This window comes from Ostreiculturibacter nitratireducens, from assembly GCF_032670585.1.
Classification (GTDB): domain Bacteria; phylum Pseudomonadota; class Alphaproteobacteria; order Rhodobacterales; family Rhodobacteraceae; genus Ostreiculturibacter; species Ostreiculturibacter nitratireducens.
Window position 1 is genome coordinate 31,521 of sequence record NZ_JAVQHL010000006.1, and the last position, 13,715, is coordinate 45,235.

Consider the following 13,715-nt stretch of genomic DNA (forward strand, 5'->3'; position numbering starts at 1 on the left):
CCCCACGTTGTGGTTGTCTCTGTCGGGTACGATGTTCCGGGGGGTGAGCCCTGCGGCAGTCGATGGATGGCAAAAGCGACGATGGCTCAATCCTTGCGCGGTGCGCCCCAGGCGCGCATCATGATCGACCCTCCGGTGCAAGAGCCGACAGACTCAGGCTGGTACGTCACCTCGGGGCCAGACCTGCCGCTGGTGCCGCATCGGGGTGAAACGCGGTGCGAGTGCCTCGTAATCGGGGCAGGTTGGATGGGTCTGCATGCCGCTCGGCGCTACGCCGAACTTTCCCCCGACCGTTCCGTCGTGCTGGTCGATGCCGGGCGCATCGGGAACAACGCGTCCGGCCGGTGCATGGGCTTTGCCATCGATCTGGCGCACAATCCGCGCAAGCATGATTTCGTGGAGGACATCCAGGGGAACAGGGATGAACTGCTGACCAACCTCGATGGCAACGCCTACCTGCGGTCGGCGGTCGAGGAACTGGGTGTCGATTGCGACTGGGATCCGCAGGGCAAGTATCACAGCGCGGCCACGGATCACGGCGTGGTGGATCTGGTCAGTTTTTCCAGGGCGCTGGACGTAATGGGCCAGAAATATCGTTGGGTCGAGCGTGACGAGATGCAGGCCATGACCGGCAGCAAGCACTATATCAAGGCGCTGCACCACCCCGGAACGATCCTGATCCAGCCGGCCAAGTATCTGAAGAACCTGACCCGTATCCTGCCGAAGAACGTGACGGTCCACGAGAACACCGTGATCAGCACCGCAAGTTTCGGAGACCGGGAGCATGTGTTCGAAACCCCTTCGGGCGTGATCCGCGCGAAGCAGGTCATCATCTGTGCCGCGGGCTACCTCACGCGCTTCGGCTTCTACGGCCAGACCGCCATTCCGGTTTATACCTTCGCCAGTATGACCCGGCCCTTGACCGAAAGCGAGCTGGCCCGGGCGGGAAGTCAGGCGGCCTATGGCCTGATCCCGGCCAACAGCTTTGGCACCACCGTGCGGCGCACAGCCGACAACCGCCTGTTCCTGCGGAATGTCTATTCCTACGCCCCGAACTTCAAGACGACGCGGCTTGACGTCGAGCGTGCGCGCGAACAGCAGAAGATCGCGTTCCAGCGCCGCTGGCCGGAGCTTGCCCCGATGGGCTTCGAGATCAGCTGGGGCGGTCTGCTGACGCTGGCGCAGAACGGCGGGATGGTCTTTGGCGAACTCGCCGCTAACGTCTATGGCGCGGCGTTCTGCAACGGCACCGGCGTCTCGCGCGGGACCGCTTTCGGCAAGGCTGTGGCGGAACTGGCGCTTGGCCGGTCCTCGCCCGTCATCGACCTCCTCAAGCGCCGCACCCCGCCGTCGCGCGCCTATCCCGAAATCATCACCTCCAGCGGCGTGCGCCTCGTCACCGGCTGGCGCTTCAGACGCGCCGGGCACGAAGTCTGAAAGGAACCGAAATGGCCGATCTCAAGGGCGTCAACCTAGCCATGCAGACCCCCTTCGACGGCGAAGGGGCAATCGACTTCGCCACCTATGAAAAGCTGATCGAGGACTATATCGCCGCCGGCGTGCAGGGGCTGGTCTTAGGTGCAGGAACCGGCCAGCATCCCTACCTGACAGAGGCCGAATGCACCCGCCTCTACGAGACCGGCATCCGCCAGGTGGCCGGCCGGGTCAACGTGATCTGCCAGACTTCGGCCTTGAACATGGACGAGGTGATCCGCCGGTCGCAACATGCCGAGAGGGCCGGGGCCGATGCGCTGATGATCCTGCCGCCCTATCTGGAAGGGCCCGCGGATGATGACGGTCTTTACGACTTCTACCGCGAACTCGACGCGGCGGTTGGGATCGACATCGTCGGCTACAATATCCCTCAGGCGACCGGGATCGCGGTCTCGGTCCCCTTGCTCGAAAGGCTGAAGGGGCTCAGGAACTATCGCTGGATCAAGGACAGCGCGGGTGATTTCACCACCCACCAGGAATACCTCCAGACCGGCATCGACGTGCTGAACGGCTGCGACACCACCACGTTCGCGGCCCTGATGGCAGGGACAAAGGGCGTCATTTGGGGCGCGGCCAACTACATGCCGCGCGAAGCCGCGGAACTTTTCAGCCTGATCACCGCTCGTGAATTCGAAGCGGCGCTGGTCCTGTGGCAAAAGATGCTCCCGTCGCTCCTGTTCATCTGGCGCAACCCATATGTGCCTGCCGTCCTGCGGGCTGCCCAATTGCGCGGATTTGGCACCGGCAACGTGCGCCGCCCCCTCCACAGGCTGACGGCTGCCCAGGACGCCGCCCTGCAAAAGGCGCTGGAGCCGCTCATGGGCTGATACTCTGCCGTGGCTGCCGCTGGCTGCCTTCAATCCGCGGCGCTCCGGCACCCCGAAAACGCCAAGGACGGCCCAATTCTGCCGTTCAGGATCCGATCCAGCGCCGCGGCGCGGCGTCGCCAGAGCGGCCATCTGCGCGTCGCGCAGCATTTCTGATCAGTGGAGGTCGGCTCAGCGGGACGAAGTCAACGTTCACCGCAGCCATTCCAACGGCAGTTGTCGACGCCTTCCCAACGTCGACCTTTGGAGGCGCGGGGCGGGAAACCGTCTTTCGCCGCGGAACGCTCGAATAGCCGAATTCAGGCAAACTCTACGCGCCATGTGGGCTTGCAGAAGCCGTTCCGGGCCATTCTGAGAAGCTGATGCATTGCCCGATGTGGCGCCGTGACGAGTGCAGCCGCCACAATGCAGAGGCGGCCGTCGCCAGTTACTCATGTGCAGCAAAAGAAACTCGAAAGAAATTCTGCGCCTTTCTTGCTGGTTCAGATCGACCAGGCCGCCCGCAAGCCTTCCAGAACGGCCTCCTCGCAACTGCGCGGCATCTGACAATCGCCGATGGCAATCAACTGGCCTTCGAAATCGCCCAGCCCATCCTGAAGTGCAGTATCCGGGGAGTGTCCCTGAGCCAGGACCAGCGTGGCGACGTCCTCAATGATCATCGCCTCGCCACTGGCCGTATGCTGCAGATACACATTGTCCTCGTCGCGGCCGAATAGCCGGGCATACGGAATGATCTCGACGCCAAGCGCGTGCAGACGCGCGGCGTTGGCGTCGCGCACGTACGATTGCAGCAGTTCACCGGCAAAGAGACCGTTGACCGCCAGGCGTACGTGGCACCCCCTCTCGGCGAGGAGTTCAGCAATGCCCATGCCGATCCAGTCACCCTTCCAGTCCGCAACCACGACGGAACCGCCGGTATTGACGCCACCCTGCAGGACTTGCCAGGCATCAACAACCTGGCCCTTGCCGTCGTAGTGGAACTGCGAGGGCCAAAGCGGCGTGGCGCCGGTGGCGAGGATCACAACTTCGGGTGAAGCTTTCTCGATCAGTTCCCGGTCGACACGACTCCGGGTGAGGACCTGCGCTCCGGACTGCTCAAGTTCGTTCTGCAGATTGGTGATGATGCCGCCGAATTCGCCGCGGCGTGGCAAGAGCTGGGCCAGCCGCGCCTGGCCGCCAAGCTGCGCTTCGGCCTCATGAAGCGTCACTTCGTGGCCGCGCAAAGCCGCCACAGCCGCAGTCTTCATTCCACCGGGACCTCCGCCGATGACCATGACCTTTCGGCGCGTGGAGGCCGGGCGAAGCGTGCCAAAGCTCAGTTCACGCCCTGATTCCGGATGCTGGATGCAGGAGATCGCGTGCCCCTTGTGGAAGTGTCCGATGCAGGCCTGGTTGCAGCCGATGCACGCGCGAATGTCGTCGAACCTTCCGGCCTGCGCCTTGGCGGGCATCTGCGGATCACAGATCAGCGCGCGCGTCATGCCGCACATGTCTGCAGCCCCCGAGGCCACGATCCGCTCGGCTTCCTGGGGCTGGTTGATCCGTCCGGTCACGATGACGGGGACTGCCACCGCCTTTTTCACCCGCGCGGCGAACGGTGCGACATAGCCAGGTTCCAAGTACATCGGCGGAACGATATGAACCGCGCCGCCGAGGGACGCGGACGATCCGGCCACGACCGAAACATAGTCGATCTTGTCGGCCAGGGATCTGATGGCATCCAGCGAGATGTCTGGAGTCAGTCCGCCTTCATGCATCTCGTCGCCGGAAATGCGCAAACCGACGACGAATTCGGGTGAAGTGGCGGCGCGTGCCGCCTCGATGGCCTCCTGCAGAAAGCGCCGCCGGTTCTCGTCGCTGCCGCCATAGTCATCCTCGCGCCGGTTGACGGCGGGGTTGAGGAACTGCGCCGGAAGGTATCCGTGGCTGGCCACGATTTCGACCCCGTCGACCCCGGCGCGCTGCAGGCGTGCGGCGGTGGCACCATAACCCGCGACGATCTCGCGGATCACACCCAAAGTCAGGGCACGCGGAATGACGTGGAAGCGTTCGCTGGGCGAAACCGACGGCGCCCAGGCGACTGGCGCGGTGCCGTCCAGGCTTTCGGTCATTTCGCGCCCCGGATGGAACAGCTGGACAAACAGCGTCGCCCCTTCCGCATGGACCGCATCGGCCAGTTTAGCGAAGCCTTCGATGCAGCCTTCATCCGCCCCCATCAGGACGTGGTTGGTATAGCGCGCGCTTTCATGAACGCCCGTCACCTGACACACGATCAGCCCGACACCTCCTGCAGCGCGCGCGCGGTGATAGGCCACCAGCCGGTCGTTGACGGTGCCATCGGTCGGCATGGTCGTGTCGTGACCGGTCGAAACGATGCGGTTCCTCACCGTGACCCCGCCGATCGACAGCGGCTGGAACAGGTTGGGAAAGGCGGGTTGCGCGGTCATGGGACCTCCGAAGGGGCGGGGCGTTGTTCAGCCGGCGTTCCAGTTCACGGGATAGAGCGCGTAGAACACTTTCGCGCCGTCGCCCTCGTAGCGCAGCGGGGTATTCTTGGGCAGCCAGATCACGTCGCCGGGCCCCATATCGTACGTGCGACCACCGATCACCAGACGGAACGCACCCTCAAGCACGACGATCAGCTCGTCATAGAGGATTGTCCATTCGATCGAGCACGCGTCGAAGGTGGCCACCCCTGCGCCCATACTGGTGCTGGTCTCCGTTCCGACAAGGCGGGCAATCCGTGCCACGCCGGGCGGGCCGCCATAGGGTTCAAAGGTCATGTCGGCGGCACGGAACAAGCTGACTTCGTTCATTTCGCTATCCTTTTGTCTGTTCGCCGATCGCGCGCCCGGCCCCGTCAGGGCGCGGCAGGTGGGCATGGGCATGCTCCAGCCTCTCCAGGGCCGCCGCGACATGCGGGAGTGGCTCGCAAACCTTGCGGGTGGTCAGGTCGACATGGAGGATCATCATCTCGACCGTTGCCGCCAACGCACCTGCCGGTCCCTCGAAGCGGTGAAAGAGGTGCGTCTTCTTGCCCGTGCCGCGAAGCACCTGGGTCCGAACGACGATCTCGTCGCCGGCGTGCAGTTCCGCCAGATAGCGCACATGCGTTTCCGCGGTGAAGTGGCTGTTGCCGCCTGCGATGTATTCGGCCGTCACGCCGCAGCTTTCGGTCAGCGCATCCGCCGCATTCGAAGCCACTTCGACGTAATGTGCCTCGTTCATATGGCCATTGGCGTCGATCCAGCTGGGTGGGATCACCCGCCTGGCGGTGACGCGCAGGTCGCCGCCCTGCGGAATCGAAAGCTCCGCCTCTTGCTCGCGGATCGGGCGGCCCGCGCCGACATTGCGCTGTTTGAGCGCCCGGATGAGCGCCACGAGATTGGCATCGCGGGCCCGCTCCATTTCGGGAATGGTCAGATGGCCGGATTGGGCATCGGACTGCGCGGCAATGCGATCCACCAGCGCCGCGTCGAGATCCGGAACGTCCGTCAGATGCGTCAGAGGCTGGGCCAGGGACGGGCCGAACTGCGCCAGGAAATGCCGCATCCCCGCCGCGCCGCCCGCCAAACGATATGTCTCGAATTGCCCCATCTGCGCCCAGCGAAGGCCGAATCCGTAGAGGATCGCCTCGTCGATCTCCTGCGTCGTGGCGATTCCGTCCCGGATCATCCACAGGGTTTCGCGCCAGACCGCTTCCTGCAGACGGTTGCCGATGAAGCCTTCGACCTCGCTCCGCATCACCAGTGGATGCATTCCGATCCCGCGCATGATCTTGGCCGCCCGCGCTTTCAGCTCTTGCGGGGTTTGGTCCGAGCCGACGATTTCGACCAGCGGCACAAGGTAGACCGGGTTGAAGGGATGGGCGACGATCAGCCGTTCGGGGCGCTCGCAGAGTGCCTGCAATTGGCTCGGCTTGTATCCCGAGGTTGACGAGGCCAGAACGGCGCCGTCCGCCAGATGCGGTTCGATTTCGGCGTAGAGCGCCCGCTTTATCTCCAGCCGCTCGGGCGCGCTTTCCTGCGCCCAATTGGCGCCCGCGACGGCCTCGCCAACCGATGCCGCAATGTGAAGCCGGCCCTCGCGTGGCAAGGGTCGGTCGTAGAGCGCCGGTAGGCTCGCGCGTGCGTTACGCAGAACCTCTTCGAGCCTGCGCGCGGCGCCATCCGGTGCCGGGTCATACACGGCGACGTCATGTCCGTTGAGCAGGAAGCGCGCGGCCCATCCGCTGCCAATGACGCCGCCGCCGATGATCGCGACCTTCATGTCAAGCGGCGTCCTGCTGCACATTCGGGACGGGCACCACCAACGCATCCACGGCAACGGCGCCGGTTTGGGTGACGACAACGGGATTGACGTCGATCTCGGCCACATGGCCGGCAAGCCCCGCGCAGGCCGCCGAGAAGGCGCTGAGCGCCCTTGCTGCTGCCCGCATGTCGCGCGGCGCATCGCCGCGCACTCCGTCGATCAGCCGAGCGACCTTCAGCCTTCGGATCAGCGCCTCGGCCCTGTCCGGTCCGAAGGGCGCACGGGCGAACTGACGTTCGTCGAACAGTTCGACCAGCGTGCCGCCGGCGGAAACCATCACGAGCGGGCCGAAGTCCGGATCCATCACGCAGCCGAAGGCCAGTTCCACGCCCCTGTCCACCATCTTCTGCACGATCACGCGCGGCCCGAGGCGGCTGGAAAGATCGGCATAAGCGGCTTGAAGCGCGTCGTGGCCGTTCAGGTCCAGGATCACGCCGCCGAGGTCGCTCTTGTGGTCGATGCCAGGCTCGGCGGTCTTCAGCACCAGCGGGAAGCCCAGCGTGCCAGCCGCCTCCCCCAGCGCGTCGGCAGAGGTGCAGATCACGCCTTGCGCCGCAGGCACGCCGAAGTCAGCCAGAAGCGCAAGGGCGGCGTGTTCGTCCATTGGAGCCTGAAGCCGCGCGCCCCATTTCGTGACGGTATCGGCGTCGGGTTCGATGGGGATGTCCCGTACTTGGCTGCGTCGGTTGTCAGACCAGCTCTGAAAGTTGCGCACCGCCGCCATCATGGTTTCGGCACCATTCAGGCAGGGCACCCCAAGGTCCACCAACGCTTCGCCGAGCGCACGGTTATGGGTCTGGCCGAAGCTGGAATAGAAGAAGCAGGGCTTGTCCGTCAGAGATGCGAGCGTCATGGCCTGCGCCAGGACCCCATCTTCGTAGACGTAGTCGTCGCGCATGTCGGCCTCGAGCCCCAGCATGGAAACCTCTGGGGCGGCGGCCAGGATCTTCAGGCCGCGCTCGAAGACCTTGGGGAATTCGTCGGTGAGGTCGGCTGCGCAATCGAGCGGGTTGGAGGGATCAAGCTCCGGCGGAAGGGCGGTGCGCAAGGCAGCCCGAGTGGCAGCGCTGAGTTGCGCGAGCGGTGTGCCGGTCTCAGTCGCCAGATCGACCTGCATTTCCCGCAATCCACCGCTGTCGGTGACAAGCCCGGCGCCGCCGGGCCCCGGGATCCGCCCGGTCGAGCACAGCAGCGCCGTGTTCATCAACTCGTCCACGGATGAGACCGCGATCGCTCCGCACTCCTCGAAAACCGCCGCGTAAGCCGCGTTCGACCCTGCGAGCGCGCCGGTATGCGACCGCGCGAGGCAGGCGCTTTCCTCGGTGCGCCCGACCTTGCAGATCACAACCGGCACGCCACGGTCGCGCGCCGCCTTGAGGCTCTCGATCAATCCTTGCGGGTTGCGCGCGGTTTCCATGAAGACGGCGATCGCCCGTGTCGTCTCGCGGCTCGCGGCATAGGTGATGTACTCGTCGATCGTCGCGCCGATTTCCTGACCGGGCGAGGCCATCAGGTCGAACCGGTAGCGTGGATCGTTCATGCCAAGCACCGTGAATACGCTTCCGGAATGGGCGATCAGGGAAATGCCGCCGGGCTTAAGGTGATCGGCGGGATAGAAGCTCGCAACGGCGCCGGAGCGGGTATTGATGAACCCCATGCCGGAGCCGCCGCAGACCGGCAGGTCAGCCTCGCGCGCGATATCCTTCAGCCGCTGCAGGATTGGCGCGCCATCGGCGGTTTCGCCGTGGCAGGAATCGAAGATCACCGCCGAACGCGCGCCCTTGTCTATCGCGTCGGTGAGGCCGCGCTCCAGATTTGGGCCGCCGATACCCAGAACGGCGATGTCGGGCGCTTGGTCGAGTTCGGAGATATGCGTGAAGGCCGGGCGACCGAGGATCTCGCCGCCGCGCGGATTGACGAAGTCGATCTGCCCCTGGAAGCCGCCGCTCAGGACGGCATGGGCCAAACGGGCGCCGAAAGAGCCGGGCCGCGCGGAGGCGCCGACCACGGCCATGGAGCGGCCCTCGAACATCGCGGAAAGCCTGTGCGTCATGGTCTCAGCCCTTGAACTTGGGATCGCGTTTTTCGGCGAAGGCGACGGAGCCTTCGGTGAAGTCGTCCGACTTGATCATCCGCTCATAGAGCGGCATGTCACTTTTCCCGACCCAGGCTCGGCGCACCGCGGCGTGGCTTTCCTCGACCGACGCGTGTCCGTATTTCCGCATGAACTCCTTCAGCGCGCCTGCCACGAGCGGCGCGCCCTGCGCGATCGTTGCCGCGACCTCGCGCGCATGATCCATCAGTCGGTCGACGGGAACGACATCGCGCACGAGGCCCCAGTGCTTCGCCTCGTCGGCATACATCTTGCGCCCGGTCAGGATCATCTCCATCGCCACGTTGTAGGGGATGCGGTGATGCAGTTTCTGGATCGCACCGCCGTCCGGAAGGAAGCCGCGCTGCATTTCGGGGAGCCAGAAATAGGCGTCCTCGGCACAGACGATCACGTCCCCGCCCAAGGCCAGCTCGAAGCCGCCACCGATCGCGCCGCCGGCCACCGCGACGACGACCGGCTTGTAGAGGCCGAAGAACTCCGGCAGCCCGCCGAGGCCACCCGGGCCGAGGTCGAAACCCTTCTCGGGATCCGCGCTTTCGCCGGCGGCAAAGGCCTTCAGGTCCCAGCCCGCGGAAAAGATGTTCTTGGCATTGCCGGCGCTGGAGAGAATGGCGACCCTCAGATCGGGGTTGTCGTTCAGCTCCTTGAAGGCACCATACATCGCGCGGCTCAGCGACAGGTCGATCGCGTTGACCGGCGGCCGGTTCATCGCCACCTCCATCACGTGCCCACTGATCGTCACCTGCACCTGGTCAGATTCGACGTTCATCCCGATACCCTCATGTTCTGCGGCGAGGCGGTTACAGCATCTCGCGAGATTTGGTTGATTTCTGGCTGGTTATTCGCCGAATGGAATCGCGAATTGATTCATCGAATCATGAAGGGAATTCATGATGCGCTACTGGAAGCGGATCCCGCCGCTGAAGTCGCTGCTTGCGCTCGAGGCGGCCGCGCGCCATGCGAGCTTCACGCGCGCAGCCGATGAGCTCAACGTGAGCCAGTCGGCCATCAGCCATGCCATAACCACGGCCGAAACCTTTCTCGGAACGCAGTTGATCGACCGCACGAGCCGGCCGATCAGCCTGACGCCCGAAGGCAAGGCCTATGTCGCCACGCTGGCGAGCTGTTTCACGCAACTCGCGGCCGAGGCCGAGACGCTGCGGCGCCGGAAGGTCAGGAATGTCCTGACCATTTCGTGCAACCTCGCCTATGGCAACTACTGGCTCTTGCCGCGGCTCAAGGGCTTTCATGCGGCGCATCCGGATCTCCAGGTGAACATGGTCACTACCTACCAGGGACTGGCCTCGCTGGACGAAGGCATTGATGTCGCGATCCGTTTCGGACGCGGCGACTGGCCGGGATGCACGTCCCGGCTGCTGTTCAGCGAGCGCATCGTCCCGGTTGCCTCGCCGGACTACGTGGAGCGGAACGCGCCGGTCCGGCAACCGGCCGACCTGCTCGACCATGTCTTGCTGCACGCGCTTTCCGTCGAAAAGTCCTGGTACGACTGGCAGCAGTGGTTCGCCCATTTCGGCGTGCCGATTCACGGGGTGCTTCCCGGTCCCACTTTCGACAACCATCTCCTGATGATGCAGGCGGCATTGAGTGGCCGTGGTGTTGCGCTCGGCTGGATCGGGACGGCTTCCGATTTCCTGTGTCAACGGCTGCTGGTCAAGGTTCTGGACGCACCGATCGTCCTGCAAGAAGGCCTGCACGCTGTGGTACGCCCTCAGCGGGACGAGCGGGTCGAGCGGTTTCTCGATTGGATCACCGACCAGGCGATTGCGGAAAAAGACGCTCTCGAAGAGCCGTTTCGGGTCGGGCCGCAAGACACATGAACGGCAACACTTCTCTGGCGCATTGCCGCTGACCTGAGCCCCGTATCTTCCTCCAATTTGAGGCAGAGTCCGCTCCAACCAGGAGATGGACAATGAAGCGATCAAGGTTCAGCGCGGAGCAGATCATCGGCATCCTGAATGAGCAGGAAGCCGGGATGGCGACGATTGATGTCTGCCGAAGGCACGGCGTCAGCTCGGCGGCGTTCCGAAAATGGAAGTCCAGGTATGGCGGGCTTGAGGTGCCGGAGGCCAAACGTCTGAAGGTGCTCGAGGACAAGAACGCCAAGCTGGAGAAGCTCTTGGCCGAGGCGATGCTGGACAACGCGATCCTGAAGGATGTCGCGGCAAAAGAATGGTAGCACCCTGCGTCAGGCGGCAGGCCGTGGCGCAAGTCGTGGATATCCACGGGGTGAAACAGCGCCGGGCGTGCAAGACCCCGGCTCTGGATCGGTCGAGCGCGCGCTGTGGCAGTGTCCGCCCGGACGATGCCGAGGCGCGAACCGCCATGAAGGCCACAGCGGCAGAGCGGCGTCTTTTCGGCTACCGGCGCATCCACATCATGCTTGAGCGCAGGGGATCGTGACAGACCTCAACAAGCCGAGGCGGCTCTACCGCGAGGAGAACCTTCAGGTGCGCCGCAGAGGCGGCCGGAAGCGTGCGCTTGGAGCACGCGGGCCGATGCTGCTGCCGGATGCCCCCAACATCCGCTGGAGCCTGGACTTCGTCAGCGACGCGCTGACCGATGGGCGTCGGTTCGGGGTTCTGGCCGAGGTCGATGACTTCAGCCGAGAATGTCTGGCGCTCGTGGCGGATGCATCGCTGTCCGGACATCGCGTCATCCGGGAACTCGACACCGTGATCGCTCGACGAGGACGCCCGGCCATGGTGGCTTCGGACAACGGTACGGAACTGACCTCCATGGCAGTCCTGTCCTGGTGCCAGCGTACAGGCGTCGAACGGCATTACATCGCACCCGGCAAACCCACGCAGAACGGTTTCGTGGACAGCTGCAACGGCAAGTTCCGGGATGAACTCCTCAACGAGACGTTTAGCTACCTAGCCCATGCCCGCGACCTGATCGCGGCCTGGGTGACCGACTACAACACCCATCGCCCCCATTCGGCATTGGGCTATCAGACCCCCGCCGGGTATGCGCTGCGCCTGACCACCGCGATCGCCCGCCCCGCTGCGCGAGATGCGAGAGGAGATCAAGAAAAAGACAATCCGGAAACGCCGCTTGCAGCACCAAGCCGCTGCCGCCTAGCCTGAAACCGAAACCGAACCAGAGCCTCCGTTACAGAACAGCCCACAATCTCCGAAAAACTCTGACGACGGACACTCCTTGGTGCAGTTGCCAATCAACGAGTTCTTCGACGTCGGATAGAAAGAAAGAGGATCGTCAGCGGATATGCGTTTCAGCCTTCCTAGAGCGTTGGGATATCTGGTCGGCGGACTGTGGACGGCCCGGGGCGGACGCAAGCGCATTGAAGCCAGGCAACTCCGCAATCTGCGGCGTCTCGTGGAAAAGGTGCGGCGCGACTCCCCCCTGTTTCGCCGGCTCTACGCGGATCTGCGACCATCAAGCGAGATCGAAATCGGCGACTTGCCGGTGACCCGCAAACCCGATCTCATAAGGGAATTCGACGACTGGCTCACAATTCGGTCTCTACCCCTCGCGAGGGCGCGCGAGCATCTCCGGGACATCCGGAACGTTGGCGTGCCGATCGACGATGTTGCGGTCTTTCAGACCTCCGGCACATCGGGCGAACCCGCAGTCATCGTCCTGTCCTCATCATTCGTAGAATATGCCTATGGAATTATGATGGCGCGCTTCGAACGGTACCATTGGAGGCTCATCCGGGACGTCCGCAAGCTCGGCGTGAGGGTGACGATCACCGGCGGGAATGGTCATTTCGCCGGAAACGGGTTCAACAAGCTGGTGCAACGGCTGAACCCGCGACTGGCGCGGGGTTTGGGTCTGACCTTCATCGAGGCCGAGCAGCCGATCGATCGGCTCGTTGACAGACTGAATGCGATCGCGAACGTCGCCTGGATCGTGACCTACCCCAGCATGCTGGCCATCCTCGTCAGGGAAAAGGAGGCCGGACGGTTGCGGATCGAGCCCGCGCTCTTCAGTACCGGTGGCGAGACACTCACGGACGATCTTCGCGAGCGGGTCAGGCGGGCCTTCCCCTCGCTGAAATACGGCATTGCCGATACCTATGGGTGCACAGAGTGCCTGGTGCTTTCGTTCGAGTGCAGCCACGGGCGGAAGCATGTGAACGAAGACTGGGTGATCCTCGAAGCGGTCGATGAGGCGATGCAGCCCGTTCCCGATGGCACGTTGTCGGCGACAGTGCTCTTGACGGTGCTCGCCAACGAGGTTCAGCCTTTCATCCGATACGATCTCGGTGACTGTGTTCGGTTCTACGAGGATGCCTGCCTCTGCGGGTCGCCGTTTAGAAGTTTTCAGGTGGAGGGGCGCCAGGCGACGCTCGTCCGTGTGGGCGAGGTGACGCTGTCGCCGCTCGTCTTCGATCTGGAGCACGACCATGCCCAGCGTATCCAGCTGGTCCAGAGCAGCGAGAGAGATTTCGAAGTGCGAATACAGCTGGCCGATGTGGCGGCAGCGGAGCTTGTCTTTCAGGAGGTCATCGAGTCGGTGAAACGAGTGTTTCGCGATAACGGCCTGGAGGATGTCGCGGTGCGAGAAAGCGAAGCACTTCCCGAATTCACCGCAGGCGGCAAATTCCACGAAGTTGTGCCTTTGCGAAGCGCCGACGCAGGAGAAATTACATTATCGGGTCGTCGCCAGTCGGCGTCCGAGTAAGAACATGAGGGCCCCACAACCCCGCTCCCCTGGGGATCTCCGGCTCCGTCACAAAGCCGACCTTTGCCGGTGAGTTCAAGACAGGCAAGAGGGGCTCACGGCGGCCGATCTCCGCGTCGCGGCACACGGGCGGGAGGCAAGCAAGGCTCTTCGTCGCTCACGGCCCGGAGTTGCCTGGCCTGCCCCGATCGGGTGGTCCGGTTTCAGTCTTAGTGCATGACAGGTCTGGGCGCTACGGTTGGGGTGGCCGGCGAAGCGGGTCCGGATGGCGGAGCCGGCCACTGCACGACCTCTGGGGCCGG

9 protein-coding genes and 1 pseudogene are annotated in these 13,715 nt (G+C 64.1%); 5 read left to right on the forward strand and 5 right to left on the reverse strand.

Annotated features, from left to right (window positions below):
• The first annotated feature begins 120 nt into the window (after positions 1–120).
• Together ABCN56_RS19200 and ABCN56_RS19205 are read left to right on the forward strand one after the other, a co-directional pair.
• Positions 121–1,437: an NAD(P)/FAD-dependent oxidoreductase gene (locus tag ABCN56_RS19200; RefSeq protein WP_343082454.1), complete on the forward strand. Its 1,317-nt coding sequence runs from the start codon at positions 121–123 to the stop codon at positions 1,435–1,437.
• An 11-nt stretch (positions 1,438–1,448) separates the two neighbouring features.
• Complete coding sequence (locus tag ABCN56_RS19205; protein ID WP_343082455.1) at positions 1,449–2,321, forward strand: dihydrodipicolinate synthase family protein; 873 nt, start codon at positions 1,449–1,451, stop codon at positions 2,319–2,321.
• Positions 2,322–2,803: 482 nt separating this feature from the next.
• On the opposite strand, the gene ABCN56_RS19210 is transcribed toward ABCN56_RS19205, so the two are convergent.
• From ABCN56_RS19210 to ABCN56_RS19230, 5 genes are read right to left on the reverse strand one after another with little or no spacing between them, the layout of a single operon-like run.
• Positions 2,804–4,768 (reverse strand): oxidoreductase, encoded by a 1,965-nt coding sequence (locus tag ABCN56_RS19210; RefSeq protein WP_343082456.1) that lies wholly within the window; start codon positions 4,766–4,768, stop codon positions 2,804–2,806.
• A 27-nt stretch (positions 4,769–4,795) separates the two neighbouring features.
• The gene (locus ABCN56_RS19215; RefSeq protein WP_343082457.1) at positions 4,796–5,137 is read right to left on the reverse strand and encodes a cupin domain-containing protein; all 342 of its coding nucleotides are present in this window, start codon (positions 5,135–5,137) and stop codon (positions 4,796–4,798) included.
• A 4-nt stretch (positions 5,138–5,141) separates the two neighbouring features.
• On the reverse strand, positions 5,142–6,590 hold the full coding sequence (locus ABCN56_RS19220; RefSeq protein WP_343082458.1) for a carnitine 3-dehydrogenase: 1,449 nt from the start codon (positions 6,588–6,590) through the stop codon (positions 5,142–5,144).
• Position 6,591: 1 nt separating this feature from the next.
• The gene (locus ABCN56_RS19225) at positions 6,592–8,685 is read right to left on the reverse strand and encodes an acetate--CoA ligase family protein (protein WP_343082459.1); all 2,094 of its coding nucleotides are present in this window, start codon (positions 8,683–8,685) and stop codon (positions 6,592–6,594) included.
• Positions 8,686–8,689: 4 nt separating this feature from the next.
• Positions 8,690–9,514: an enoyl-CoA hydratase-related protein gene (locus ABCN56_RS19230; protein ID WP_343082460.1), complete on the reverse strand. Its 825-nt coding sequence runs from the start codon at positions 9,512–9,514 to the stop codon at positions 8,690–8,692.
• A gap of 124 nt (positions 9,515–9,638) precedes the next feature.
• On the opposite strand from ABCN56_RS19230, the gene ABCN56_RS19235 reads away from it, so the two are divergent.
• The 3 genes and pseudogenes from ABCN56_RS19235 (at position 9,639) to ABCN56_RS19245 (ending at position 13,413) form a co-directional block, all read left to right on the forward strand.
• The gene (locus tag ABCN56_RS19235; protein WP_343082461.1) at positions 9,639–10,583 is read left to right on the forward strand and encodes a LysR substrate-binding domain-containing protein; all 945 of its coding nucleotides are present in this window, start codon (positions 9,639–9,641) and stop codon (positions 10,581–10,583) included.
• Between the two features lie 92 nt (positions 10,584–10,675).
• Positions 10,676–11,852, forward strand: a pseudogene (locus tag ABCN56_RS19240) (IS3 family transposase).
• Positions 11,853–12,015: 163 nt separating this feature from the next.
• The gene (locus ABCN56_RS19245; RefSeq protein ID WP_343082462.1) at positions 12,016–13,413 is read left to right on the forward strand and encodes a phenylacetate--CoA ligase family protein; all 1,398 of its coding nucleotides are present in this window, start codon (positions 12,016–12,018) and stop codon (positions 13,411–13,413) included.
• The last annotated feature ends 302 nt before the right edge of the window (positions 13,414–13,715 follow it).